Genomic DNA, 26,745 nt, shown 5'->3' on the forward strand with positions numbered 1-26,745 from the left:
CGCGGGCAAGCCTCGCTCCTACAGGTTTTATGTCGATCTGTAGGAGCGAGGCTTGCCCGCGAAAGCGGTATTACAGACGCTACAAAAACTATTTGAACCGCCGCTCGACCCCTTTCTCCACCAGAATTTTCGCGGAAATCTCTTCCACCGAAAAATGCGTGGAGTTGATATTCGGAATGTTCTCGCGGCGAAACAGGTTTTCCACTTCGCGCACTTCGAACTCGCACTGGGCGTAGCTCGAATAGCGGCTGTTGGGTTTGCGCTCGTTGCGGATCGCGGTGAGGCGGTCCGGATCGATGGTCAGGCCGAACAGCTTGTGCTGGTGGGCGCGCAGGGCGGCCGGCAGTTGCAGGCGTTCCATGTCGTCTTCGGTCAGCGGATAGTTGGCCGCGCGGATGCCGAATTGCATGGCCATGTACAGGCAGGTCGGGGTCTTGCCGCAGCGCGACACGCCCACCAGGATCAGGTCGGCCTTGTCGTAGTAGTGCGTGCGAGCGCCGTCGTCGTTGTCGAGGGCGAAGTTCACCGCCTCGATCCGCTCCATGTAATTGGTGTTGGCGCCAATGGAGTGGGACTTGCCGACGGTGTAGGAAGAATGCTCGGTCAGTTCCTGTTCGAGTGGGGCCAGGAAGGTCGAGAAAATGTCGATCATGAAACCATTGGAGGTCGCGAGGATCTCACGAATGTCCTGGTTGACGATGGTGTCGAAGATAATCGGACGGAAGCCGTCGGCTTCGGCGGCTTTGTTGATTTGTTGTACCATGGCCCGCGCTTTATCCACGTTGTCGATGTACGGTCGCGTGAATTTGCTGAAGGTAATGTTTTCGAACTGCGCCAAGAGGCTTTGACCCAGGGTTTCGGCAGTAATGCCGGTGCCATCGGAGATAAAGAAAGCAGATCGTTTCATTTGCACCTTGGGCCTTAAGCTAATGATCATTCTTGGATATGATAGGCGCGATTTGCGGGCCGCCAATGGCCGGCATTCTCACTTATTTTCCAGGTCCAGGCCATACAGCCGGCAAACGCTCCCCCGAGCACCCGGCTTCTGAGCTTTTCCAACACAGTTAGTGGAGAGATCACCTTGGTAGAGTACGTAGTTTCCCTCGATAAGCTCGGCGTCCATGATGTAGAGCATGTGGGGGGCAAGAACGCATCCCTGGGCGAGATGATCAGCAACCTGGCAGGTGCCGGTGTTTCGGTGCCCGGTGGCTTCGCCACGACCGCTCAGGCATATCGTGATTTCCTCGAGCTGAGCGGCCTGAACGAACAGATCCATGCCGCCCTTGATGCCCTGGACGTCGACGACGTGAACGCCCTGGCCAAGACAGGTGCCCAGATCCGTCAATGGATCATGGAAGCCGAGTTCCCTGAAAAACTGAATGCCGAGATTCGCACCGCGTTCGCCGCGCTGTCCGCCGGCAACCCCGACATGGCCGTGGCCGTGCGTTCTTCCGCTACCGCCGAAGACTTGCCGGACGCTTCTTTCGCCGGTCAGCAGGAAACCTTCCTGAACATCCGTGGTGTCGAAAACGTCATTCGCGCCGCCAAAGAGGTGTTCGCTTCACTGTTCAACGATCGTGCGATCTCCTACCGCGTCCACCAGGGCTTCGACCACAAACTGGTCGCCCTGTCAGCCGGCGTGCAGCGCATGGTCCGTTCCGAAACCGGCACCGCCGGCGTGATGTTCACCCTCGACACCGAGTCTGGCTTCCGTGACGTGGTGTTCATCACCGGCGCCTACGGCCTGGGTGAAACCGTCGTACAAGGCGCGGTAAACCCGGACGAGTTCTACGTCCACAAAGGTACGCTGGCCGCCGGTCGCCCTGCGATCCTGCGCCGTAACCTGGGCAGCAAGGCCATCAAGATGATCTACGGCGACGAGGCCAAGGCCGGTCGTTCGGTCAAGACCGTCGATGTCGACAAGGCTGATCGCGCGCGTTTCTGCCTGACCGACGCTGAAGTCAGCGAGCTGGCCAAGCAGGCGATGATCATCGAGAAGCACTACAAGTGTCCGATGGACATCGAGTGGGCCAAGGACGGTGACGACGGCAAGCTGTACATCGTGCAGGCCCGTCCGGAAACCGTGAAGAGCCGCACCCAGGCCAACGTCATGGAACGTTACCTGTTGAAAGAAACCGGCACCGTGCTGGTTGAAGGCCGCGCCATCGGCCAGCGAATCGGCGCCGGCAAGGTCCGCATCATCAAGGACGTGTCCGAGATGGACAAGGTCCAGCCTGGCGACGTACTGGTGTCCGACATGACCGACCCGGACTGGGAACCGGTCATGAAGCGCGCCAGCGCCATCGTCACCAACCGTGGCGGTCGTACCTGTCACGCGGCGATCATCGCCCGTGAGCTGGGCATCCCGGCCGTGGTCGGTTGCGGCAACGCCACCCAGCTGCTGAAAGACGGCCAGGGCGTGACTGTTTCCTGCGCTGAAGGCGACACCGGTTTCATCTTCGAAGGCGAACTGGGCTTCGACATCAAGAAAAACTCCGTGGACGCCATGCCGGACCTGCCGTTCAAGATCATGATGAACGTCGGCAACCCGGACCGCGCTTTTGACTTCGCACAGCTGCCGAACGCCGGTGTGGGCCTGGCTCGTCTGGAGTTCATCATCAACCGCATGATCGGCGTGCACCCTAAAGCGCTGCTGAACTACGACGGCCTGCCGCAGGACATCAAGGACAGCGTCGACAAACGCATCGCCGGTTACGACGATCCGGTCGGCTTCTACGTCGACAAACTGGTGGAAGGCATCAGCACCCTGGCGGCGGCGTTCACTCCGAAGAAGGTCATCGTGCGTCTGTCGGACTTCAAGTCCAACGAATACGCCAACCTGATCGGCGGCAAGCTCTACGAGCCGGAAGAAGAAAACCCGATGTTGGGTTTCCGTGGCGCCTCGCGTTACATCAGCGAATCGTTCCGTGACTGCTTCGAACTCGAATGCCGCGCCCTCAAACGCGTGCGCAATGAGATGGGCCTGACCAACGTTGAAATCATGGTGCCATTCGTCCGTACCCTGGGCGAAGCCAGCCAAGTGATCGATCTGCTGGCCGAAAACGGCCTGGCCCGTGGTGAAAACGGCCTACGCATCATCATGATGTGCGAGCTGCCGTCCAACGCGATCCTCGCTGAAGAATTCCTCGAATTCTTCGACGGTTTCTCCATCGGCTCCAACGACCTGACCCAGCTGACCCTGGGCCTGGACCGTGACTCCGGGATCATCGCGCACCTGTTCGACGAGCGTAACCCGGCGGTCAAGAAGCTGCTGGCCAACGCCATTGCCGCGTGCAACAAGGCCGGCAAGTACATTGGCATTTGCGGTCAGGGCCCTTCGGACCACCCGGACCTCGCCAAGTGGCTGATGGAACAAGGCATCGAAAGCGTATCGTTGAACCCCGATTCCGTACTGGAAACCTGGTTCTTCCTGGCTGAGGGTCAGGCTTCGGCTTGATCAATGTGTGAACGGGCCGCTTCCTGTGGGAGCGAGCCTGCTCGCGATGGTCGTCAATGATGGCGCGTGTTTGCTGGATGAACGCGTTGCTCTGGCACCTATCGCGAGCAGGCTCGCTCCCACACTGACCGGTCCCTTTAAGATTCAAGCAGGGCGGGCTCCATCTGGATGCCGCCCTTTTTTGTGCAAGAGATTATGCAAAGCAGCAGCAACCTATTTCCTGTCGCCCTGATCAGCGCCGAACGGCGCGGTGATCTGAGCGAAGATGTTTATCGATTGAAACCCGCCAACAGCCCCGACATCAGCGTCGAACTGGCTGTGACGCGCCTTGGCATGGCCGATGAGCCGGCGGTGCGTGGCGTGCCAGTGATTCTGTTGCACGGCAGTTTTTCCAATCGACGTTTCTGGTTTTCCCCAAAAGGCTTGGGCCTCGGTGCTTACCTGGCGCGCCTGGGATTCGATGTGTGGATACCAGAAATGCGCGGCCACGGCTTGTCCCAGCGTAACCAGAACTATCGCAAAAACCGTGTCGCCGACTACGCTCGTTACGATCTGCCGGCCATTGGTGCCTTTGTGCGCGAGCAAAGCGGTCAGGTGCCGCACTGGATCGGCCACTCACTGGGCGGCATCACCCTGGCGGCAGCGTTGGGCGGTGAGTACATCGGCGAGCCTGTTGTCGCGTCGGCCGCGTTCTTCGGCACCCAGGTCAGCCGCACCTACTGGCCGCTGAAAATTCCGCCGGTAGAGTGGGGTGGGCGCTTCATCCTCAAGCGTTTTGCCCAGTTGTCCGGTTCCCGGCTCAAGCGCGGCCCTGAGGACGAACCGATTGGCCTGGCCATCGAAAGCATGCGCTGGTACGGCTTGTTCGGGCGCTTCGGCGATGCTGGTAAAGATTGGTGGGCCGGTTTGGCCGAGGTCAACTTGCCGGTACTCGCGGTAAGCGCTGCGAGTGATCATCAGGACCCGACCTGGGCTTGTCGCAAGTTGTTCGAGCAGATCGGTTCCGAGCACAAGCAATTTATCAACCTGGGTCGCGAGCAGGGCTTTGGCGATAATTTCGGTCACGTGGAAATGTTGGTCAGCAAAGCCGCACAGGCTGAAGTCTGGCCGTTGGTGGCCCGATGGCTGGTGGATCAGCAGACGCCATTGCTCGGTGAAAAATCGGATTTGGCCGCGGCGATCTAGGCTGGACGCTCTATCAAGGGCATTTCGCTCTGTTCGGCTTGCGGCTAAGATATGACGCATTGAGCTGTTCTGGTCATTTTCGATGACTGAGTCATCAATCATGTTCGTGCTGTCTTCCTCTTAACAGGAGTTTCTCGATGAACCATTACCTCACGCCTGACCTGTGCGACGCCTATCCAGAGATGGTGCAGGTGCTGGAGCCGATGTTCAGCAATTTCGGTGGCCGGGATTCCTTCGGTGGCGAAATCGTGACCATCAAGTGCTTCGAAGACAACTCGCTGGTCAAGGAGCAAGTCGAGCTCAAGGGGGACGGCAAGGTCTTGGTGGTCGATGGCGGTGGCTCCCTGCGTCGCGCGTTGCTGGGCGACATGCTGGCCGAGAAAGCCGCGAAAAACGGCTGGGAAGGGCTGGTGATCTACGGTTGCATTCGTGACGTCGACGTCATCGCGCAAACCGATCTGGGCGTTCAGGCCTTGGCCAGTCACCCGATGAAAACCGACAAACGCGGTATCGGCGACTTGAACGTTGCCGTGACCTTTGCCGGTGTGACCTTTCATCCCGGTCATTTCATTTATGCGGACAACAACGGCGTGATCATCTCACCCAGCCCGCTAAAAATGCCTGAGTAAGAATTAGCCGACTTTTTTGAAGAATGGAATGCGGATGTTCGAGGAAGAAAACGCGCAATGGGGGCTGGTACATGCCCTGGTGCTGGATGGTAAAGGCGGCGCGCGTTCGATAGCCCGGACAGAACTTGACGACTTGCAGCTGCAGGCCCATGAAAGCCTGTGGCTGCACTGGGATCGCAGTCACCCGCAAACCCAGACCTGGCTGCGCAAATCCAGCGGTTTAAGTGAATTCAGCTGCGACCTTTTGCTTGAAGAAAACACCCGTCCGCGTCTTTTACAGCTTTCGGACAGCGAACTGCTGCTATTTTTGCGCGGGGTCAACATGAACCCGGGTGCCGAGCCTGAAGACATGGTGTCGGTGCGGATCTTCGGTTCCGCTCAGCGAGTGATTTCCCTGCGCTTGCGCCCATTGCGCGCCACAGATGAATTGTTGGCGCAACTGGAGCAAGGCAAGGGACCGAAAACCGCTTCCGAACTCATTCTCTGTATGGCGCAGTACCTCACCAACAAAGTGCAGGATCTGGTCAGTTGCCTCTCGGAAGTGGTCGATGAGGAAGAAGAAAAGCTGGATGCCGACGAACGGTACACACCCGAACACGGATCGATTTTGCAGATCCGCCGCCGGGCCGCAGCGTTGAAGCGCTTTCTCGCTCCGCAGCGGGATATTTTTGGTCAGCTCACGCGGATCAAATTACCCTGGTTCGTCGACGACGATGGTGATTACTGGAACGAATTGAACAACAGCCTGACCCGCTATCTTGAGGAGCTGGAATTGACCCGGGAGCGGGTGGGCCTGGTGCTGGAGGCCGAAGACCGGCGATTGAGCGTGCGCATGAATCGCACGATGTACCGCTTCGGAATCATCACCGGGATCTTTTTGCCGATGAGTTTTCTGACGGGTCTGTTGGGGATCAACGTCGGTGGCATTCCATTCTCTGCGAGCCCTTATGGTTTCGTGATTGCCTGCCTGATGATGGTCTCGGTGGCATTGGGGCAGTGGTGGTTATTCCGACGATTGCGCTGGGTTTGAAAATGAACCATGTGACCCGAGCAAAATTGGCCGCGTCTTTCACAGACATCACGAGAGGTGCGTATGCACGATCCGTTTGAACAGTCTTTGCGCGACATGCTCAAGGCATCACCGTCCACCCGGGACGACGATGCGTGCCTTGGTCGTGTACTGAAAACCGCCAACCGCCAGGTCGGCGCCGGTGATCTGTTCAGCCTGCTGGGCCGCTGGCTGCCCGCGCTGATGATCGCCCTGAATAACGGATCGGCCCATGTCGCGCCGGTTTCCCGTCTTCGTAAACCTACCGTTCGCACTGCTGATAAGGCTGATTGAATATGGAACTTGATCTCTGGACACAGAGCCTCGTCACTGCAATGACTGCGTTATGGACCAAAGTTGCGAACTTCATTCCGAACCTGTTCGGCGCACTGGTTGTGCTGCTGTTGGGTTTTGTCGTGGCCAAACTCCTGGACACGCTGCTTTCCAAATTGCTGGCCAAACTGGGCCTTGATCGCTTGATGGGCGGGACCGGTTTGACCAAATTGCTGTCGCGCGCCGGGCTTCAAGTACCGATCTCGACGTTGATTGGCAAGATCGTGTACTGGTTCGTTTTACTGATTTTTCTGGTTTCTGCCGCAGAATCCCTTGGACTTGAGCGAGTTTCAGCTACGCTGGATATGCTCGCGCTGTATTTGCCGAAGGTATTCGGCGCGGCGCTGGTGCTGCTGGTGGGCGTTTTACTGGCGCAACTGGCCAATGGCCTGGTGCGCGGTGCGGCGGAAGGCGTAGGGCTCGATTACGCCGCCGGCCTGGGGCGAATTGCCCAGGGGCTGGTGATCATCATCAGTATTTCGGTCGCGATCAGCCAGTTGGAGGTCAAGACTGACCTGCTCAACCATGTGATTGTGATCGTATTGATTACCGTTGGTCTGGCGGTTGCGCTGGCCATGGGGTTGGGAAGCCGGGAAATTGCCGGTCAGATTCTTGCGGGAATCTATGTGCGTGAGTTGTATCAGGTTGGGCAACAAGTACGTGTTGGCGAGGTCGAAGGCCAGATCGAAGAGATCGGCACGGTTAAAACCACATTGCTGACCGATGAGGGTGAGCTAGTCTCTCTTTCCAATCGGATTCTGCTTGAGCAGCATGTGAGTAGCCGCTAACCCGGCAAACCCTGCTAATGTATGCCGCCGCAAAATGCCGCCTGATGCTGGCTGCGGCGGACATTGACCTGACTGTCGGCCCGACTTGTTTTGAATAAAGCCCAATCGCTATCCATGCGCTACGACCCCCGCGAGCTCTCTGATGAGGAGTTGGTCGCGCGCTCGCATACCGAGCTGTTTCACGTAACGCGCGCCTATGAAGAATTGATGCGGCGTTACCAACGAACATTATTTAACGTCTGTGCACGATATCTCGGGAACGATCGCGATGCAGACGATGTCTGTCAGGAAGTGATGTTGAAGGTGCTGTATGGCTTGAAGAACTTCGAGGGTAAATCGAAGTTCAAGACATGGCTATATAGCATCACCTACAACGAATGCATCACACAGTATCGGAAGGAACGGCGAAAGCGTCGCTTGATGGACGCCCTGAGTCTGGACCCCCTCGAAGAAGCGTCTGAAGAGAAGGCGCCGAAACCCGAGGAGAAGGGCGGACTCGATCGCTGGCTGGTGTATGTGAACCCGATTGACCGCGAAATTCTGGTGCTACGATTTGTCGCAGAGCTGGAATTTCAGGAGATCGCAGACATCATGCACATGGGTTTGAGTGCAACAAAAATGCGGTACAAACGCGCTCTAGATAAATTGCGTGAGAAATTTGCAGGCATTGCTGAAACTTAGTTCGGCGCAAATATCTCTTACGTGTAGGCAAGTTCTGATAGACTTGCCGCCGAGTTGTCCCCCGGTTTGCGGGACTGCTTCACAATCACCAGATGGGGATTTAACGGATGAAACTGAAAAACACCTTGGGCTTGGCCATTGGTACTCTTATTGCCGCTACTTCTTTCGGCGCACTGGCACAAGGCCAAGGCGCAGTTGAAGGCGAGCTCAACTACGGGAAAAAGTACAACGACAGCGTTAACAACGTTGAAGACGGCTACACCCCTGGCGCCTCCATCGGTTACTTCCTGACCGACGATGTGTCGTTGAACGCGACCTACAACAACGATGACTACACCCGTTCGAACAACGGTACTGGCCATCAGAAAATCGAAGGCGACCAGTTTGGTCTGAACGCTCAGTACCACTTCAACAACGCTGGCGACGCTCTGCGTCCTTACGTTCAAGGTGGTGTCAAGCACGGCAGCATGACCAACGTAGCCGCTGACGGCCACACCGGTCGTGACCAGTCGACTTTCCTGACTGCTGGCGCTGGCCTGAAGTACTACTTCCTCGAAAACGTCTACGCCCGTGCTGGCGTAGAAGCTGACTACAAGCTGGACAACGGCAAGTGGGACTACATCCCATCCGTAGGTCTGGGTGTGAACTTCGGTGGCGGCAACAAGCCTGCTGCTGCTCCAGTTCCAGCACCAGCTGAAGTCTGCTCCGACAGCGACAACGATGGCGTTTGCGACAACGTTGACAAGTGCCCGGACACCCCAGCCAACGTAACCGTTGACGCTGATGGCTGCCCAGCAGTTGCTGAAGTTGTTCGTGTTGAGCTGGACGTGAAATTCGACTTCGACAAGTCGGTAGTCAAGCCTAACAGCTACGGCGACATCAAAAACCTGGCTGACTTCATGAAGCAGTACCCATCGACCACCACTACTGTTGAAGGTCACACCGACAACGTCGGTCCTGACGCTTACAACCAGAAACTGTCCGAGCGTCGTGCAAACGCCGTTAAACAAGTTCTGACCAACCAGTACGGTGTTCAATCGTCCCGCGTTCAGTCTGTTGGCTACGGCGAATCCCGCCCAGTTGCTGACAACAAAACTGAAGCTGGCCGCGCTGTAAACCGTCGCGTAGAAGCGCAGGTTGAAGCCAAAGCTAAGTAATTAGCCCACAGCTCTGAGAAAAGCCCGGCTTAGGCCGGGCTTTTCTTTGTCTACGATTTGGTGTGTAGGAGCGAGCTTGCTCGCGATAAACCAGAGCACGCACGGGGTTCAGGTATGCCGCGTCATCGTTGGCAACCATCGCGAGCAAGCTCGCTCCTACAGGCCATACGCTCTGATGTCAGTGGACAATCCGCTGATCTCGCTACTGGCCGCCACAGCGCCAATCACCAGGATCGCCGGGCTTTTCAACTCAAAGGCCCAGGCATCTTCCTCCATCGCTGTCAGATCACTCCGACACTCCCGCTGATGGGGCAAGGACGCATTTTCAATCATCGCCACAGGCGTATCCGCTGCCATTCCCCCGGCTAACAGCTCTTCACGGATTTCGCTGAGTTTCGCCACCCCCATATAGATCACAAGGGTCGTCCCGCTCTGGGCCAATGCCTTCCAGTTCAGGCTGCTGCCATCCTGGGTGTGGGCGGTAACCAGCGTAACGCCGCGCGCAACACCGCGCAGCGTCAGCGAAATATCGCATTGCGTTGCCCCGGCGAGCCCTGCGGTGATGCCATTGACCAGTTCGACTTCAACTCCACGCTCCCGCAACCACTGCGCTTCTTCACCGCCGCGACCAAAAATACACGGATCACCACCCTTGAGCCGCACCACACATTTACCCTGACGTGCATAACGCAACATCAACCTATGGATAAACGCTTGCGGCGTAGAGCGACAGCCGCCGCGTTTACCCACGGGAATGATCCGTGCGTTGTTGCAGTGTTCCAGAACGGCGTCGTTCACCAGATCATCGATCAGCACGACATCAGCCTCTCGCAGCGCTCGCACGGCCTTGAGGGTCAGTAACTCCGGGTCGCCAGGTCCCGCGCCTACCAGCCAGACTTTTGCGTTCATCGTATTTTCCTCACGAGGTGACGGCGACCGGTCGCGTCGTGGCGACCAGCAAACGCTTGATTTCCGGGATGCACGAGCCGCATTGCGTGCCGCAGCCCAATTCCTGTTTCAGCCCTTGCAAGTCCAGGCCACGGTTAATGCCGGCACAGACTGCGCTTTGACTGACGTTCTTGCAGTTACACAGGGTTTTGTTGCCGGCAACCGGCGCGCCGGCGTTACCCGGTGGTGCGCTCAATGGCGCCAGTAGCCAGCGCCGCAGTTGTTCGTCGGTGCGACCTTCCAGCCAAAGGTTTTGCAGCCAGTGCTGGGCAAGGGTTTCGCCGGCCAGGCGAATTGCGGTGATTCGGCCGTTGTCGAGGCGAACCCGTTTGCCGATGGCGCGCCGTGGGTCGTCGTAGGCCAGCACCGGACCTTCGAGTAGCCCTAAGCATTGATCGATCTGCCGCAGCAATTGCGATTCCGGCGCTGTGGCGCTGGCAGCGCGTATAAGCAGCGCAGGGCGATCACGGCCTGCAAGGCTGAGGCTGACGTAGGAAAACGCCTCACAGAGGGGGCGTAGCGTCTCAAAATGCTGTTGAACATCGCCCTCGATCAGTGCGAACAGTCGCCACGGTAACTGCACCGGCTCCAGACGCACGCCGCTGTGTTTGAGTTCGGGCTGCTTCGACAGTGGATCGAAGGCTGGCAGGGTGAGGCTGTTTACGCCGCCCTTGAGAAAGCGATCACCCCAATGCATAGGCAAGAATGCCTGACCGGGGCGTACGTTGTCGTCGCCGCTGACCGGCACAATCACTGCTCCGCGGCGGCTTTTCAGGCTGACCAGGTCGCCCGGTTGCAGATCATGGCGGCGCAGTTCATCCGGGTGCAGGCTCAGCACCGCCTCGCTGACGTGACCGAAGAGTTGCGCAGCAGTGCCGGTACGACTCATGCCGTGCCATTGATCACGCAGGCGGCCGGTGATCAGCGTCAGCGGAAACTGTATATCGCGCTGCTCCTGGGCAGCTCGAAACGGATCGGCAACGAATTGCGCGCGGCCATTGGCGGTCGGGAAGATGCCGTCCCCATACAGGCGAGCGGTGCCTTCGCGGGCGTCGGCAGGGAAAGGCCATTGTTGCGGGCCGAGCCGGTCGATCAAGTCATGGCTGACGCCCGACAAGTCCAGGTCACGGCCACAGGTCAGTCGTTTGTATTCATCGAAGACCTGTGCCGGGGTTTCAAAGGCAAACAGGCTCGTTTGCCCAGGGCGCAGATATTTTTCCAGGCGTTGTGCGAAATCTACGGTGATTGCCCAGTCGGGCCGTGCTTCACCCGGTGCGACGATGGCTTGGCGGACGTGGGAAATGCGCCGTTCGGAGTTGGTCACCATGCCGTCCTTTTCGCCCCAGCTGGCAGCGGGTAGCAGCAAGTCGGCGAATGCGGCGGTTTCGGTGGTACGAAACGCTTCCTGCAATACCACGAACGGGCAGGCCTCCAGCGCCGCACGCACGGCGTTCTGGTCAGGCATTGATTGTGCCGGGTTGGTGCAAGCGATCCACAACGCCTTGATCCTGCCGCTGCGCACTTGTTCGAACAATTCGATGGCGGTCAGCCCGGTGTTCGCCGGAAGTTGTTCGACGCCCCAATAGGCCGCGACTTCGGCGCGGTGTTGGGCATTGGCGGCTTCACGGTGGCCGGGCAGGAGGTTCGACAAACTGCCGGTTTCCCGACCGCCCATGGCATTTGGCTGACCGGTCAGGGAGAAAGGTCCGGCGCCGGGGCGACCAATTTGCCCGGTGGCCAGGTGCAGGTTGATCAGTGCGCTGTTTTTGGCGCTGCCCGCGGTGGACTGATTCAGGCCCATGCACCACAGCGATAGAAAACTTGGTGACTGACCGATCCACTGCGCACATTGCTGCAACTGTTCGACGCTGATCCCGCACAACTGCGCAGTCAGTTGCGGCGTGTAGTCGTGAACCAGGCCTTTCAGCTCGGTCAGGCCTTGGGTGTGCGCTGCGATGAAATCGCGGTCGATCCAGCCTTCCCACAGCAGCAGGTGCAAAATCCCATGGAACAAGGCGACATCGGTGCCAGGAAGAATCGCCAAGTGGAGGTCGGCCAAGTCGCAGGTATCTGTACGACGCGGGTCGATGACGATGACTTTCATTTGCGGACGACGGGATCTGGCTTGTTCCAAGCGACGAAAAAGTACCGGATGGGCGTAGGCCATGTTGCTGCCGACGATCATCACGCAGTCGCTCGACTCCAGGTCTTCGTAGCTGCACGGCGGCGCATCGGCACCGAGGCTGCGCTTGTAGCCGACTACGGCTGACGACATGCACAGTCGAGAATTGCTGTCGATGTTATTGGTGCCTACCAGCGCTCGCGCCAGTTTGTTGAAGGCGTAGTAATCCTCGGTCAACAACTGCCCGGAAATGTAAAACGCGACACTGTCCGGGCCGTGTTCGGCGATGGTTTGCGCGAATACGCTGGTGGCGTGATCGAGGGCGGTGTCCCAATCGATGCGACTGCGAGCGAGGCCTTTGCCCAGCCGCAACTCCGGGTACAACGCCCGCGCGGTGAGGTCGCCGGTCAGGTGCAGAGTCGCGCCCTTGCTGCACAGTTTGCCGAAGTTGGCGGGGTGAGTCGGATCGCCGCTGACGCCAAGAATGCGCTCGCGATCGTGCTCGATCAGCACACCGCAGCCGACCCCGCAATAACAGCAGGTAGAGGCCGTAATCTGGCGGTTCATCAGGCGACTTCCCGAGCCGGTTCAACGTCGCTCAAACCCTGTTCCAGGGTAAAGGCGTGGCCGAACATCAGGTGATCACGGATTTTGCCGATGGCGTGATGCTCAAGGATTTGCCGAAAATACCAACCGCCATCAGCCGTATCACCATACAGGCAGGCGCCGACCAGCACGTCATCCTTGATCACCAGTTTTTTGTAGACCCCATCGATCGGGTCGGAAAGGGTGATGGTTTCGGTGCCTTCGCCGCCCATGAAGTCGCCGGCGGAAAACAGGTCGATGCCGGTGACCTTCAATTTGGTCGAGGTCACCGAACCTTTGTAGGTGGCGAAACCCAGTTGGGCGAGGTGATTGGCACAGACCTTGGCCTGTTCGAACAACGGCGCCACCAGGCCATAGGCGATGCCACGATGACTGGCGCATTCGCCGATGGCGTAGACCCGTGGATCGTAGGTTTGCAACGTATCGTTGACCAGAATCCCCCGGCTGCAAGGAAGGCCGGATTGTTCCGCGAGTTTGATGTTGGGGCGGATGCCGGCAGCCATCACCACCAGATCGGCAGGGATGACCTCGCCGTTCTTGAATTCGACCGAGCCGACACGGCCATTGCCGGCATCGTGCAGGGCCTGGGTGTGTTCGCGCAGGCGAAAGTGCAGGCCGCGTGCTTCAAGCGCGGTTTGCAGCAACTGGCCGCTGTTGTTATCCAGTTGCCGCTCCAGCAACCACTCACCGTTATGCACCACCGTGACGTGCATGCCCCGCAGCATCAGGCCGTTGGCGGCTTCCAGGCCGAGCAGGCCGCCACCGATCACCACCGCATGTTTATGAGTTTTCGCGGTGTTGATCATGGTCATGGTGTCGGCGATGTCGCGGTAGCCAATCACACCCTGCAGGTTGTTGCCGGGAATCGGCAGGACGAACGGACTCGAACCGGTGGCGATCAGCAGGCGATCGTATTCGGCCACGGTACCGTCCTCGGCGATGACCCGCCGTTTGACCCGGTCGATCTCGACGACCTTGCGGTTGAGCAGCAGCTTGATGTCGTTGTCGAGGTACCAGTCGAGGTCGTTGAGCACGATCTCTTCGAGTGTCTGTTCGCCTGCCAATACCGGCGACAGCAGGATGCGGTTGTAGTTGGTATGGGGCTCGGCGCCGAAGACCGTGATGTCGTACAGCTCGTTGCTCAATTTGAGCAGCTCTTCGAGGGTCCGAACCCCGGCCATGCCGTTGCCGATCATCACCAGTTTTAGTTTTTTCATCAGGTTCTCCGGGGAGCGCGGGTCGTGCTCGACATATTTCGTGCAAACAAAAAAGGCGTCCCGCCAGTTACCTGACGAGGACGCCTTTGTCCGTTCCCGTTCTCTCGGGAAGCGCAGTCTTCGTCGTTGAAGCCTGCGCTTTATGTGTGCTGAAAAGAGTAATGCAGTGGTTGTGCCAAGTCTTGGGGAGCGCGGATTAGTGAGGTTTATGGAGATTGAGTGGATGTATCAGTGCACCGATTCAATGCGCGGTGCGCATTTTTGAGGCGCAAGATCAAAAGATCGCAGCCTTCGGCAGCTCCTACAGGGGTACGCATTCAATGTAGGAGCTGCCGAAGGCTGCGATCTTTTGATCTTTTAACCCTGCAAGACTAAAAACAGCAGCACCAGATTCACCACCAATGACACCAGCGCCAAGGTCCGCCACACCTTCAACGGCTCGCGCTCCAGCAATGGGCGAGGGCGCACGCTCAAGCTGCGCCGTTCGCCCTGTTCGATCAGCAGCAGCCATTCCTCCGCCGTTTCAAAGCGTTGACCCGGATCGGCAGCCACTGCGCGCTCTAGGCTTTGCGTCAGCCATTCCGGCAGGTCGGGGCGATAGCGGCTGGCGCTTACCGGAACTCCGAACCGCGGACGCTGGAAAGCTTCGATTTCGCCGTAGGGAAAATGCCCGGTGAGCAAGAAATAGAGCGTCACGCCGACCGCGTACAAATCCTGTCGCGGTGTCGGTTCGTCGCCGCGAAACGCTTCCGGGGCAATGTAGCTGGGCGTTCCGGGCAGCGTGGAGGCTTGGTCTTCGGATAGACCGGGGCAGTAGGCGAGGCCGAAATCCAGCAGGCGCAACTCGCCGTCGTCCCCCAGCAGCAGGTTTTCCGGCTTGATATCGCGATGCAGGATTTGCCGTCGATGCAGCATGCCGACTGCCCGTAGCAGGCGTTCGGCCAGGTCCTGCCATTGCGCCAGCGGCAAAGGGCCGACCTGCTCATGCAGTTGCGCCAGGGTCGACCCGGAATATTCGCGCATCACGTAGTACAAATGCTGACGCTGACTGGCGGCATGGACTTCAGGAAAATGCCGCCCGGCCACGCGCTTGAGAAACCATTCTTCCGACAGCAGTGCTTGCCCGGCCTGAGGGTCGTCGTGCAGGCGACCGGGCAGGGTTTTCAGCAGCCAGGGTTGCAGCTGACTGTCGTGGACCCGATAGAGCAACGATTGCTGGCTTTGGCCGAGTATTCCTTCGACCTGCCAGCCTTCAAAATTCTGGCCCGGTTTCAGTGCCGGCGGCAGCGGCCATTGCTGCAAATGAATCAACGCATCGCCAATGCTGGTTTCGCCGAGGGCGTCGACCCGCACCAACAGGGCGCTGGCATTGTCCTGGCTACCGGCTAAATGCGCGGCATTCACCAGGGTTTGCGCCGCGCTGTGCAGGTCCGGTTGATCGCGCAGGATGGCGGCAATCGCGGTATCACCGAGAACGGCCCAGATCCCGTCGCTAAGCAGCACGAAGCTCTCATCGACGCGCAATTCGCCGTCGAGAAAGTCCAGCACCAGATGTTGATCAAGGCCGAGTGCCCGTTTGAGCACGTGTTGCATGCCCGGCTGGTCCCAGACGTGATCCTCGCTGATGCGTTGCAACTGATCGGCGTGCCAGCGGTACACCCGGCAATCGCCGACATGGGCCAGCGTAAAACGCTTGCCGCGCATAACTAAAGCGCTGACCGTGGTCAGCAGCGGTTGCCCGCCGCCATTGGCCTGCAACCAGCGGTTCTGCGCCAGCAGCAGGCGATCCAGTGCCTGGGCGACGCCCCAGGTTTCCGGGGTCGCGTAGTAGTCCAGCGCCAGCGCCTGCAAGGTCGAACGCGCGGCCAGCCCACCATCGGCGCACTGGCTGACGCCGTCGGCGATGGCGAACAGGTAACCCTTGCTTGCCGCCAGCGCCGGTGCCGGTGTGACCAGGCGCAGGGCGTCCTGATTTTCATCGCGTGGGCCAATGGCGCTGGCTTCGGCGAAACTCAGTTGCAGGCTCATTGAAGTATCAAACCCGCGCAGCGGTTACGGCAGCCGAACCCCAGGTGGTTCTCCAGCGACGCTTCACCGCATGCAGGCCGAACCAGGCGAGGACGCCGAGACTGGCGAACAACCACAGCGCCATCTGGTAGCTGCCGGTGCTTTGCTTGATCGCGCCCATGCCCGCTGCCAAGGCAAAACCACCCATGCCGCCGGCCATGCCGATCAGGCCGGTCATTACGCCGATCTCCCGACGAAAACGCTGTGGCACCAGTTGAAAAACCGCACCGTTGCCCGCGCCCAGACCGAGCATGGTGCAGACGAAAAGCGCCAGTGCCGCGTAGGAATTCGGCAGGTTGAAACCGACGGCGGCGATGCAGATCGCGGCCACGGTGTACATCGCCAGCAATGTCCGGATGCCCCCGAAACGGTCAGCCAGCGCACCGCCCAATGGGCGCATCAAACTGCCACCGAATACGCACGCGGCCGTGTAGTAACCAGCAGTCACCGGGCTGAGGCCGTATTGGTCGTTGAAGTAGCCGGGCAGGGCGCTGGCCAGGCCAATGAAGCCGCCGAACGTCACGCTGTAGAAGAACATAAACCACCAGCTGTCGCGGTCGCCCAGGGCCTTGAAGTAGTCGGCCATGGATTTGGCTTTCGGCCGCTCGGGGGCGTTCCTGGCCAGCGAGGCGAAGACGATCAGGGTCAGGATCAGCGGGATCAGGGCGAAGCCGAACACATTGCTCCAGCCGAACGCGGCCGCCAGTACGGGGGCAATCAACGCCGCCAGCACAGTGCCCGAGTTGCCCGCACCCGCGATGCCCATGGCTTTACCTTGATGCTGCGGTGGATACCATTGCGACGCGAGGGGCAGGGCCACGGCGAAAGACGCACCGGCCATGCCGAGAAACAGGCCCAGCACCAGCGCTTGCTCGTAGCTGTGAATGCCGAGTTTCCAGGCGCCGAACAACGCGCAGATAACGATCACCTGACCGATGATGCCAGCGGTTTTCGGCGACAAGCGATCAGCCAGCATCCCCATCATGAAGCGCAATACAGCCCCTGCCAGAATCGGCGTGGCCACGACCAGCCCGCGTTGTTGGGTGGTCAGGTGCAGGTCGCCGGCAATTTGCACGGCCAACGGGCCGAGCAGGTACCAGACCATGAAGCTCAGATCGAAATAGAGGAAGGCTGCGAACAGGGTCGGGGTATGGCCGGATTTCCAGAAGCTTGAATTCATCGCGCACCTCAGCTGATAGGAGTCTCGAACGGGGGTCATGAGGTGGGGCGCCGCAACGGCCGCACCACCGGCCCCGGGCAATGGGGCCAAAACGAAAAAACGCCGCCACCCGATTCGCCAAGGGGCGAATGGGGTGAGCGACGTCTTTGTCGTAGGTGGGGCAACCGCCGTTGGTTACCTGTGGTGTATGCATTGCCAGATTTGTGCCACATGTTGGGTTTGTGGTGAGGCCGGAAAGAGATCGCAGCCTTCGGAAGCTCCTACAGGGGTAAGTATTACCAGGTAGGAGCTGCAGAAGGCTGCGATCTTTTGCTGTTCAACCCAACAATTCACTCATGGCAATAATCTGTTCAGCCACCTGAATCAGCTTCTGCTGGCGACTCATGGCCTGGCGGCGCATCAGGGTGTAGGCCTGTTCTTCATTGCAGTCCTTCATCTTCATCAACAGCCCTTTGGCCAGCTCGATGCGCTTGCGTTCAGCCAGTTGCTGGTCACGGGCGTGCAGTTGGGCGCGCAGGGCCTGATCGCTTTCGAAGCGCGCCATGGCCACGTCGAGAATCGGCTGCAAGCGTTGTGCGTGAATGCCCTCGACGATGTAGGCACTGACCCCGGACTTGATTGCCTGACGCATCACGTCGGGGTCGTGTTCATCGGTAAACATTACGATCGGCCGTGGCTGGTCGCGACTCACCAGCACCACTTGCTCCATCACATCGCGGCTCGGTGACTCGGTATCGATCAGAATCACATCCGGACGCACCGTTTCGACGCGCTCGGGCAGGTCGATGGTCAGGCCCGACTCGTCGATCACCTCGAAGCCGGCTTCGGTCAGCGCCGCTTTCAGGCGCCCGACTTTTTTCGCGGTGTCGTTGATCAGCAGGATACGCAACATATTCGCAATCTCCTGTCAGCGGCTGGCGAGTAAGGACGAACTGTCGTTCATGGCGTGCAGTCTGAAACCGCGGGCGTAGCCGGCCGGGTCCGAACCGTCCCAGACCTTGCCGTCGATCAACTGGCTGCTGCGCATCTCTTTGCCGAGGGCCGCAACACCGACGGCGCTGGCGGCCTCACGGTACAAGTCTAGTTGTTGCACCTGGCGGGCCACCGCGAGGTAGTCGGGATCGTCGTGCAACAAACCCCAGCGGCGGAACTGGGTCATGAACCACATGCCATCGGAGAGGTACGGCAGATTGACCTCACCTTCAGCGTGAAAGCGCAGTGCGTGCGGGTCTTGCCAGCGATTGCCAAGACCGTCGAGATAGTCGCCCAGCAGGCGCGGCTCGACACACTCCAGCGGCGCGTCGAGGTATTGCGGTGCGCTGAGCAGTTGCGCGGTACTGCGGCGGTTCTCGGTGCTTTCCTCGATGAAGCGGCTGGCTTCCAGAATCGTCATCACCAACGCTCGTGCGGTGTTGGGGTATTGATCGACAAAGGCGCGGGTGCAGCCGAGCACTTTTTCCGGATGATCGGGCCAGATGGTCTGGGTGGTCGCCAGGGTAAAACCGAGATTCTGTTGCACGGCGGCGGCGGACCAGGGTTCGCCGACGCAAAAACCGTCGATGCGCCCCGCTTGCAGGTGCGCGACCATTTGCGGTGGAGGGACAACGACGCTTTCGACATCGAGCAACGGATGAATCCCCTGACTGGCGAGCCAGTAATACAGCCACATCGCGTGGGTGCCGGTGGGAAACGTTTGGGCGAAGGTGAGTTTTGGGCGAGTTTGGTGCACGTGCCGGTTAAGTGCTTCAGGACCGGTCACGCCCAGCGCCTGCAAGCCGGGGGACAGGTTGATGCTCTGGCCGTTCTGATTCAGGCCCATCAGTACCGACATGTCCGTTGGCGCGACGCCGCCGATGCCCAGATGCACAGCGTAGATCAAGCCGTACAGGCTGTGAGCGGCGTCGAGTTCGCCGCTGACCAGTTTGTCCCGCAGGTTGGCCCAGGACGACTGGCGCTTGAGATTCAGCGTCAGGCCGTAGGGCTGGGCGAAGCCCTGGGTGGCGGCGACCACCACCGAGGCGCAGTCGCTCAGAGCCATGAAGCCGAGGTTGATTTCGGTCTTTTCCGGGGCATCGCTGCCATTGACCCAGGCCAATGGGCCGATTGATGGTTCGTTCATCGCTTTTACACCTTCGAAAAAAAAGCGTCGTTCCCGGTCCCTGCGCGAGCAAGGTCGGATGACGACGCCGTTGTCCTGGCACTCATCCCGCCGTTGGCATGAGTACTGATGCCTACACGGGTGCAAGGCATATGCCATCGCTCGCTGATTTTATCGCGCGCCTCGCCTGTGCCCCCCGTGCCCGGCTATAATCGGCGCCACTTTTAATCGCCCAGAGTCAATCCCGCCCATGTACACCCTGGCCCGTCAGCTGTTGTTCAAACTTTCCCCGGAAACTTCCCACGATCTGTCTTTGGACCTGATCGGCGCGGGCGGACGCTTGGGCCTTAACGGCTTGCTGTGCAAGGCGCCGGCGAAAGTGCCGGTGAATGTCATGGGCCTGGATTTCCCGAACCCGGTGGGGCTGGCAGCAGGCCTGGACAAGAATGGCGCGGCGATTGATGGCTTTGGGCAACTGGGCTTCGGTTTTGTCGAAATCGGCACCATCACCCCGCGTCCGCAGCCGGGCAATCCGAAGCCACGGCTGTTCCGTCTGCCAGAAGCCGAGGCGATCATCAATCGCATGGGCTTCAACAACCTTGGCGTCGATAACCTGCTGGCCCGCGTCGCTGCGGCGAAGTACAAGGGCGTGCTGGGCATTAATATCGGCAAGAATTTCGATACCCCGGTCGAGCGCGCGGTGGATGATTACCTGATCTGTCTGGACAAGGTCTATGCCCACGCCAGCTACGTGACGGTCAACGTCAGCTCGCCGAACACCCCGGGCCTGCGCAGCCTGCAGTTCGGCGATTCGCTGAAGCAATTGCTGGCCGATCTGGCCACGCGCCGGGCGGAACTGGCGCTGCGACACGGCAAGCACGTGCCGCTGGCAATCAAGATCGCCCCGGACATGACCGACGAGGAAACCGCGCAGGTTGCGCAAGCGTTGATCGAAACCGGGATGGACGCGGTCATCGCTACCAACACGACTCTCAGCCGCGTGGGCGTCGAAGGCATGGAGCATGGTGACGAGGCGGGCGGTCTGTCCGGCGCGCCGGTTCGTGACAAGAGCACTAACACCGTAAAGGTACTGGCGGCGGAACTGGCGGGGCGCTTGCCGATCATCGCGGCGGGCGGCATCACCGAAGGCAAGCACGCGGCGGAGAAAATCACGGCTGGGGCAAGCCTGGTACAAATCTACTCGGGCTTCATCTATAAAGGCCCGGCATTGATTCGTGAATCGGTAGACGCGATCGCCGCCCTTCGATAACACCCACGTTAAATCGCGTCGTATATCGATCAATGTAGAAGCTGCCGCAGGCTGCGATCTTTTGATCTTGATCTTTATAAAAGCAAGATCAGAAGATCGCAGCCTGCGGCAGCTCCTACATGGGGGTTTGCGTTTGCTTCAGGTATAAAAAAGGGCTCCTTTAAAGGAGCCCCTGGGCCGGAGCCCGCCGTCCGGATGGGACGTGCGTGGTTAATTCGTTACGTAGTCAGATTGTCGTGTCGGAATGTGTGCCCTGTGTTAGCCGACGGCGTGAAGTTCGTTGAGTCTATGGATTCCCGCAGTGCCGGTCATACCGTCCCAGTTGTCGCCGCGTCCTTCTCGCCAGCCGTTAATCCAGGCTTGACGTACCGACGGTAGAGTAAATGGGCAAAGCTCACGGGATTTGCCACCAACGCCATATTGATATCCGCGCAAAAAAGCTTTTTCCAACGGATCACGCTTAAGTCTTCTCATAGGGTGTAGCCCTCACTTGTTGACTGTATTTATCGCGTCGACCTCAATCGAGGTCAGGCAGAAAAACTCTGCCGTTGGCGGCTCGCTGCCGGCGTGGCGAGCCAAGGTGTTGACGTCCGTTGTGGCGCCAACCTGTATTGAGTTCTAACCAATGCGTCACATCGAGGGAATGATCGTTTTGTCATAAGGACGTAACTATTAATGTGCTATGGCACTAAGTAACACGGTGTTTACTCCGTATTTATTGGTCAAACCCCGGTATGATCGGCCCCCGCGACGAATGACGGGTTTAATCCTTTAGTGAGAATGGCTCCTGTTGCTTGGGCGCACTATTCGACGAAGGGTCGACTTATGTCATTTTGTTGCATCAACCTTTTTATCTGTCCTTGCATCTAAGCTCATTTAACCCGAGCAGCAGGGGTGGAACGGCACACCTTCGTGCCACGCGGGCGCTCTTCGAGAAAAGCGCCTGATTGAAAACCGGGCCGGCAATGCGTTGCCGGTCCACTCAGCTAAAGGCTCTGGTACTCCCATGTCCGATCGTTTCGAACTCTTCCTCACTTGCCCCAAAGGCCTCGAAGGCCTGCTCATCGAGGAAGCCGTCGGGCTTGGCCTTGAAGAAGCACGTGAGCACACCTCTGCCGTGCGCGGCATGGCCACCATGGAAACTGCTTATCGCCTGTGCCTGTGGTCGCGTCTGGCGAACCGGGTGCTGCTGGTGCTCAAGCGTTTCCCGATGAAAGACGCCGAAGACCTCTATCACGGCGTGCTCGACATCGAGTGGCAAGACCACATGCTCAATGACGGCACCCTGGCCGTTGAATTCAGCGGTCACGGCTCGGGCATCGACAACACGCACTTCGGCGCCTTGAAGGTCAAGGACGCGATCGTCGACAAACTGCGCACCCCGCAAGGCGACCGGCCGTCCATCGACAAGCTCAATCCGGACCTGCGCATTCACCTGCGCCTGGATCGCGGCGAAGCGATTCTCTCCCTCGACCTGTCCGGTCACAGCCTGCACCAGCGCGGCTATCGCCTGCAGCAGGGTGCGGCGCCGCTGAAGGAAAACCTCGCGGCTGCGATCCTGATCCGTTCCGGCTGGCCACGTATTGCAGCCGAAGGCGGCGCGCTGGCCGACCCGATGTGCGGTGTTGGTACGTTCCTCGTCGAAGCGGCAATGATCGCTGCCGATATGGCACCGAACCTGCGCCGTGAGCAATGGGGCTTCACCGCGTGGCTCGGTCACGTGCCCGCGCTGTGGAAAAAGCTGCATGAAGAAGCGGTCGAGCGCGCCGAGGCCGGTCTGGCCAAGCCACCGCTGTGGATTCGCGGTTACGAAGCCGACCCGCGCCTGATTCAACCGGGCCGCAACAACGTCGAGCGTGCCGGCCTGAGCGAATGGATCAAAATCTACCAAGGCGAAGTCGCGACGTTCGAGCCGCGCCCGGACCAGAACCAGAAAGGCCTGGTGATCTGCAACCCTCCGTACGGCGAGCGTCTGGGCGACGAGGCGAGCTTGCTCTACCTCTACCAGAACCTTGGCGAACGCCTGCGTCAGGCCTGCCTGAACTGGGAAGCGGCGGTGTTCACCGGCGCTCCGGACCTGGGCAAGCGCATGGGCATCCGCAGCCATAAGCAGTATTCGTTCTGGAACGGCGCCTTGCCGTGCAAACTGCTGCTGATCAAAGTGCTGCCGGACCAGTTTGTCACTGGCGAGCGTCGTACGCCGGAACAGCGTCAGGCCGAGCGTGAGCAAGCGGTCTATGACCAGGCACCGAGCGAGCCACAAGAGCGTCAGTACAATAAAAACGGCAATCCGATCAAACCGGCACCTGCACCCGCGCCGGTAATCGAGTTGCCGCGCCTGAGCGAAGGCGGGCAGATGTTTGCCAACCGCCTGCAAAAAAACCTCAAGGCGTTGGGCAAGTGGGTCAAGCGTGAAGGCATCGATTGCTACCGTGTCTACGATGCCGACATGCCGGAATACTCCATGGCCATCGATCTGTATCACGATTGGGTCCACGTCCAGGAATACGCCGCACCGAAATCCATCGACCCGGCAAAAGCTTCGGCGCGCATGTTCGATGCCCTGGCGGCGATCCCGCAGGCCTTGAACATCGACAAGAGCCGCGTGGTGGTCAAACGTCGCGAGCGTCAGAGCGGCACCAAGCAGTACGAGCGTCAGGCTGCGCAGGGCAAGTTTGTCGAGGTCAATGAAGGTGGCGTGAAGCTGCTGGTCAATCTCACCGATTACCTTGATACCGGCCTGTTCCTCGACCACCGGCCGATGCGCATGCGGATTCAGAAAGAGGCCGCCGGCAAGCGCTTCCTCAACCTGTATTGCTACACCGCCACTGCCAGTGTCCATGCCGCCAAGGGCGGTGCGCGCAGCACCACCAGCGTCGACCTGTCGAAAACCTATCTGGACTGGGCGCGTCGCAACCTGTCGCTGAACGGTTTCTCCGACAAGAACCGTCTGGAGCAGAGCGATGTGATGGTCTGGCTTGAGGCTAGCCGTGACGAGTTCGACCTGATCTTCATCGACCCGCCGACCTTCTCCAACTCCAAGCGCATGGAAGGTATCTTCGACGTGCAACGTGACCAGGTGCAATTGATCGACCTGGCCATGGCGCGCCTGGCAACCGGCGGGGTGTTGTACTTCTCCAACAACTTCCGCAAGTTCGAACTGGAGCCCAATCTCAGCGAGCGTTATGCGGTCGAAGAGATCACGGCCCAGACCATCGATCCGGATTTTGCCCGTAACGGCAAGATCCACCGCGCCTGGAAAATCACGGCCCGCTGATACGTCGACTCACTTTAGGAGCGAGCTTGCTCGCGATGGACGTTAACGATGACGAGGGCTGCCTGGATGAACACGGCGTCCTCAAGTCCTTCGCGAGCAAGCTCACTCCTACAGTGCTGGTCAAATTAGTGGCTAATAGCTATAACTCAACTCAGGGCCAAAGGGCTTTCCCGCACCTGGCGTTTTGAGTTGTATTTATGTCGTTGCACGCCGTGCGCCCAAAGATCCTGGGTTTTATCAGCGAAGATGTCTCGGCCTGGCTGGTCGCGCTGCTGGTATTGCTCGTCGGCGGAATTCTTACGGGATTGCTGGCCTGGTCGACACTCAATCTGTTTCACCATCAATTGCGGCAACGCTTCCAACTGCTGGCCAGTGAGCGTTACAGCCGAATCGAAGAACGTTTCGAAGATCAGGAGCAGCGCCTCGATGGTCTGCGCCGGTTCTTCGCCAATTCCGACACGGTGTCCCGTGAGGAATTCGATGGATATACCCAACCTCTACTGCATCGCACCCAGGCTTATTCGTTCGCCGAACGGGTCAGCGGCGACCAACGAGCGGCGTTTGAACGTCGCACGCAGAATGAGGGCCTGAGCGATTTCACCGTGCGCGAACTCAACGCCGGCGGCCAACTGCAACTGGCTGCGGAGCGGGATGAGTACGTGGTGGTGCTGTACAGCCAGACGCAAAGCAAACTTGGTTCACCGCTTGGCTACGACTTGCTGGCCCAGCCGTTGCGTCGTGCGACCCTGGAGCGGGCGGATCAGCATCGAGGCATGGCGGTGTCGCAACCGATGCATCTGGTCAGTATCGAACCGGCGTATGCGCGGGGTGTGCTGCTGGTCGCGCCGGTGATGTTGCGCGATGACCCGAATGCGGCGAAGAAAAAACCGTTCGGCTACGTCATGGCGGTGATCAGCATGCGCCAGCTGCTGGCGGACGGATTGCCCGAGGCTGAGCGTGACTTTCTTTCGGTGCGCATCCTCGACTTATCCACAGACGATCAGCACGAAGTGCTGTTTGAATCGCCGAATGCGGCGGCCATCAGTGATTTGTCCGCGACCCGTCTGTTGCGTCTGGCCGATCATGATTATCAGGTCGACATCCAGCCCAGCGAGGCGTTTCTGCAGGCCAACCATTCGTCGGTGACCACGCTGGTGGTGCTCGGTGGTTTGCTAAGTGTATTGCTCAGCGCCTTGCTATACGTGCTGGTCAGCCAGCGACAACGGGCGCTGAAGATGGTTGATCAGCGGACCGAGGAGCTGCGCGCGCGCGAACAGGAGTTGCGCGGTACTCACGGCCAGCTGCGCGGTGTGCTGAATGCGGCGACCCAGGTGGCGATCATCGCCACGGACCTGCGCGGGGTCATCAGCACCTTCAATGCCGGCGCTGAACAGATGCTCGGCTACAAAAGTGCTGAGGTGTTGGGTCACATGACCCTGGAAAACCTCCACCTGCCACGGGAACTCGCTGCGCGTTCAGCGGAATTGAGTGCGCGTTACGGCAAGCCGGTGCCTACCTGCCACGCGATGTTGGTCGAGGGCAGCGTCGAGGGCGGTCATGAAGCGCGCGAGTGGACGTTGGTGCGTGGCGATGGCAGCCATTTGATCGTCAACATGCTGGCAACTCCGGTCCTTGACGAGCAAGGACTGTGGGTCGGGCACCTCGCGGTGTGCATCGACATTACCGAGCGCAAGCGCGTGCACGAGGCGTTGGCCGCCCGAGACCTGTTGCTGAAAAAGCTCAGCGCCCATGTGCCCGGCGGGATATACCAGTTCAAGATGGAGTTCGACGGTCGCTTCAGTGTGATCTATGCCAGTGATGGTATTCGCGAGATCTACGAACTCGATCCGGATGTGCTGCTACTTAATGCCGAAGCCATTTTCACGCGGATTCATCCCCAGGACACGACGCGCGTCCGCGCTTCGATCCGTGCCTCGGCCAATACCCTCAATCACTGGCGCGAGGAGTACCGCGTACAGCTGCCGCAGCGAGGCCTGCGCTGGGTGCGCGGTGAAGCAACCCCGGAGGAACTGCCCGGTGGCGGCGTGCTTTGGCATGGCTACATTTCGGATATTTCCGATATGAAACGGGTGGAAGAAGAACTGCGCGCATTGTCGGTCACTGATTCCCTGACCGGTATCCACAACCGCCGCTACTTCCAGGAACGCCTGACCACTGAAATGGCCCGTGTCGAACGCGGCGGTGGCGAGTTGTCGGTGATCATGCTCGACATCGACCACTTCAAACGCATCAACGACCAGTACGGCCACGCGGTAGGCGATCGGGTGTTGCAGGCGGTATGCGAGCGCATCGGCCAGCGCCTGCGCCGCACGGACGTGTTTTGTCGCCTGGGCGGCGAAGAGTTCATGGTGCTGTGCCCGGACATCGGCGGCGAGCAGGCCCACTTGCTGGCGCTGGAGTTATGGCAAAGCTTGCGCAGTGCCCCAATCGATGAAGTCGGGGTCGTCACCGCCAGTTTCGGCATCGCCAGTTGGCGGGTCGGCGAGGGCGCGGATGCGCTGTTGTTGCGTGCAGACTCGGGGGTTTATGCGGCGAAGCAGGAGGGCAGGGATCGGGTGCAGGGCGAGGCGGATTGAAAAGATCGAAGCCTCGTTGCACTCGACAGCTCCTACAGGGAATCGCATTCCAATGTAGGAGCTGTCGAGTGCAACGAGGCTGCGA

The 26,745-nt window shown here is 59.4% G+C and carries 19 protein-coding genes and 1 pseudogene; 11 read left to right on the top strand and 9 right to left on the bottom strand.

The features are described 5' to 3' along the window. Positions 1-88: 88 nt before the first annotated feature. Positions 89-907: a pyruvate, water dikinase regulatory protein gene (locus KUF73_RS00485; RefSeq protein WP_218436098.1), complete on the bottom strand. Its 819-nt coding sequence runs from the start codon at positions 905-907 to the stop codon at positions 89-91. A gap of 174 nt (positions 908-1,081) precedes the next feature. On the opposite strand from KUF73_RS00485, the gene ppsA reads away from it, so the two are divergent. The 8 genes from ppsA (at position 1,082) to KUF73_RS00525 (ending at position 9,278) form a co-directional block, all read left to right on the top strand. Next, positions 1,082-3,457, top strand: a complete 2,376-nt coding sequence (ppsA, locus tag KUF73_RS00490; protein WP_218436099.1) for a phosphoenolpyruvate synthase — start codon at positions 1,082-1,084, stop codon at positions 3,455-3,457. Between the two features lie 195 nt (positions 3,458-3,652). After that, positions 3,653-4,642 (top strand): alpha/beta fold hydrolase, encoded by a 990-nt coding sequence (locus KUF73_RS00495; RefSeq protein WP_218436100.1) that lies wholly within the window; start codon positions 3,653-3,655, stop codon positions 4,640-4,642. 137 nt (positions 4,643-4,779) lie between these two features. Beyond that, on the top strand, positions 4,780-5,271 hold the full coding sequence (gene rraA / locus KUF73_RS00500; RefSeq protein ID WP_218436101.1) for a ribonuclease E activity regulator RraA: 492 nt from the start codon (positions 4,780-4,782) through the stop codon (positions 5,269-5,271). 34 nt (positions 5,272-5,305) lie between these two features. After that, a complete protein-coding gene (locus KUF73_RS00505) occupies positions 5,306-6,301 on the top strand; it encodes a zinc transporter ZntB (protein WP_218436102.1) in 996 nt (331 codons plus the stop codon). A gap of 63 nt (positions 6,302-6,364) precedes the next feature. Next, on the top strand, positions 6,365-6,613 hold the full coding sequence (locus KUF73_RS00510; RefSeq protein WP_218436103.1) for a CrfX protein: 249 nt from the start codon (positions 6,365-6,367) through the stop codon (positions 6,611-6,613). A 2-nt stretch (positions 6,614-6,615) separates the two neighbouring features. Beyond that, complete coding sequence (locus KUF73_RS00515) at positions 6,616-7,440, top strand: mechanosensitive ion channel domain-containing protein (RefSeq protein ID WP_008027407.1); 825 nt, start codon at positions 6,616-6,618, stop codon at positions 7,438-7,440. A 90-nt stretch (positions 7,441-7,530) separates the two neighbouring features. Beyond that, entirely contained in the window at positions 7,531-8,121 is a 591-nt protein-coding gene (gene sigX / locus KUF73_RS00520; RefSeq protein ID WP_075949123.1) for an RNA polymerase sigma factor SigX, read from the top strand. A gap of 107 nt (positions 8,122-8,228) precedes the next feature. Further along, positions 8,229-9,278 carry an OmpA family protein gene (locus KUF73_RS00525; RefSeq protein ID WP_218436104.1) on the top strand — a complete coding sequence of 350 codons (1,050 nt, stop codon included), beginning with the start codon at positions 8,229-8,231 and terminating at the stop codon, positions 9,276-9,278. 156 nt (positions 9,279-9,434) lie between these two features. Here the strand turns inward: KUF73_RS00525 and cobA are convergent, their stop codons facing one another. The 7 genes and pseudogenes from cobA to KUF73_RS00560 form a co-directional block, all read right to left on the bottom strand. Then, complete coding sequence (cobA, locus tag KUF73_RS00530; RefSeq protein ID WP_218436105.1) at positions 9,435-10,187, bottom strand: uroporphyrinogen-III C-methyltransferase; 753 nt, start codon at positions 10,185-10,187, stop codon at positions 9,435-9,437. Positions 10,188-10,197: 10 nt separating this feature from the next. Continuing rightward, on the bottom strand, positions 10,198-12,915 hold the full coding sequence (locus tag KUF73_RS00535; RefSeq protein ID WP_218436106.1) for a nitrate reductase: 2,718 nt from the start codon (positions 12,913-12,915) through the stop codon (positions 10,198-10,200). A gap of 23 nt (positions 12,916-12,938) precedes the next feature. Continuing rightward, positions 12,939-14,171, bottom strand: a pseudogene (locus KUF73_RS00540) (NAD(P)/FAD-dependent oxidoreductase); the annotation flags it as partial. A gap of 357 nt (positions 14,172-14,528) precedes the next feature. Continuing rightward, positions 14,529-16,199 (bottom strand): bifunctional protein-serine/threonine kinase/phosphatase, encoded by a 1,671-nt coding sequence (locus KUF73_RS00545; protein WP_218436107.1) that lies wholly within the window; start codon positions 16,197-16,199, stop codon positions 14,529-14,531. A 7-nt stretch (positions 16,200-16,206) separates the two neighbouring features. After that, positions 16,207-17,418 (bottom strand): NarK/NasA family nitrate transporter, encoded by a 1,212-nt coding sequence (locus KUF73_RS00550; protein WP_218436108.1) that lies wholly within the window; start codon positions 17,416-17,418, stop codon positions 16,207-16,209. A 316-nt stretch (positions 17,419-17,734) separates the two neighbouring features. Further along, complete coding sequence (locus KUF73_RS00555) at positions 17,735-18,310, bottom strand: ANTAR domain-containing response regulator (protein WP_218436109.1); 576 nt, start codon at positions 18,308-18,310, stop codon at positions 17,735-17,737. Positions 18,311-18,325: 15 nt separating this feature from the next. Further along, positions 18,326-19,537, bottom strand: coding sequence for a CmpA/NrtA family ABC transporter substrate-binding protein (locus tag KUF73_RS00560; RefSeq protein WP_218436110.1), 1,212 nt, complete (start codon positions 19,535-19,537; stop codon positions 18,326-18,328). 229 nt (positions 19,538-19,766) lie between these two features. Here KUF73_RS00560 and KUF73_RS00565 point away from each other — a divergent pair, with 229 nt between their 5' ends. Next, the gene (locus tag KUF73_RS00565) at positions 19,767-20,786 is read left to right on the top strand and encodes a quinone-dependent dihydroorotate dehydrogenase (protein WP_218436111.1); all 1,020 of its coding nucleotides are present in this window, start codon (positions 19,767-19,769) and stop codon (positions 20,784-20,786) included. 258 nt (positions 20,787-21,044) lie between these two features. Here the strand turns inward: KUF73_RS00565 and rmf are convergent, their stop codons facing one another. Continuing rightward, positions 21,045-21,260 (bottom strand): ribosome modulation factor, encoded by a 216-nt coding sequence (rmf, locus tag KUF73_RS00570; protein ID WP_128607102.1) that lies wholly within the window; start codon positions 21,258-21,260, stop codon positions 21,045-21,047. A 532-nt stretch (positions 21,261-21,792) separates the two neighbouring features. On the opposite strand from rmf, the gene rlmKL reads away from it, so the two are divergent. Both rlmKL and KUF73_RS00580 read left to right on the top strand, forming a co-directional pair. Further along, complete coding sequence (gene rlmKL / locus KUF73_RS00575; protein WP_218436112.1) at positions 21,793-24,063, top strand: bifunctional 23S rRNA (guanine(2069)-N(7))-methyltransferase RlmK/23S rRNA (guanine(2445)-N(2))-methyltransferase RlmL; 2,271 nt, start codon at positions 21,793-21,795, stop codon at positions 24,061-24,063. A gap of 197 nt (positions 24,064-24,260) precedes the next feature. Beyond that, a complete protein-coding gene (locus KUF73_RS00580; protein ID WP_218436113.1) occupies positions 24,261-26,660 on the top strand; it encodes a GGDEF domain-containing protein in 2,400 nt (799 codons plus the stop codon). Positions 26,661-26,745: the final 85 nt, after the last annotated feature.

The organism is Pseudomonas sp. PD9R (assembly GCF_019200975.1).
In the GTDB taxonomy this organism is placed as follows: domain Bacteria; phylum Pseudomonadota; class Gammaproteobacteria; order Pseudomonadales; family Pseudomonadaceae; genus Aquipseudomonas.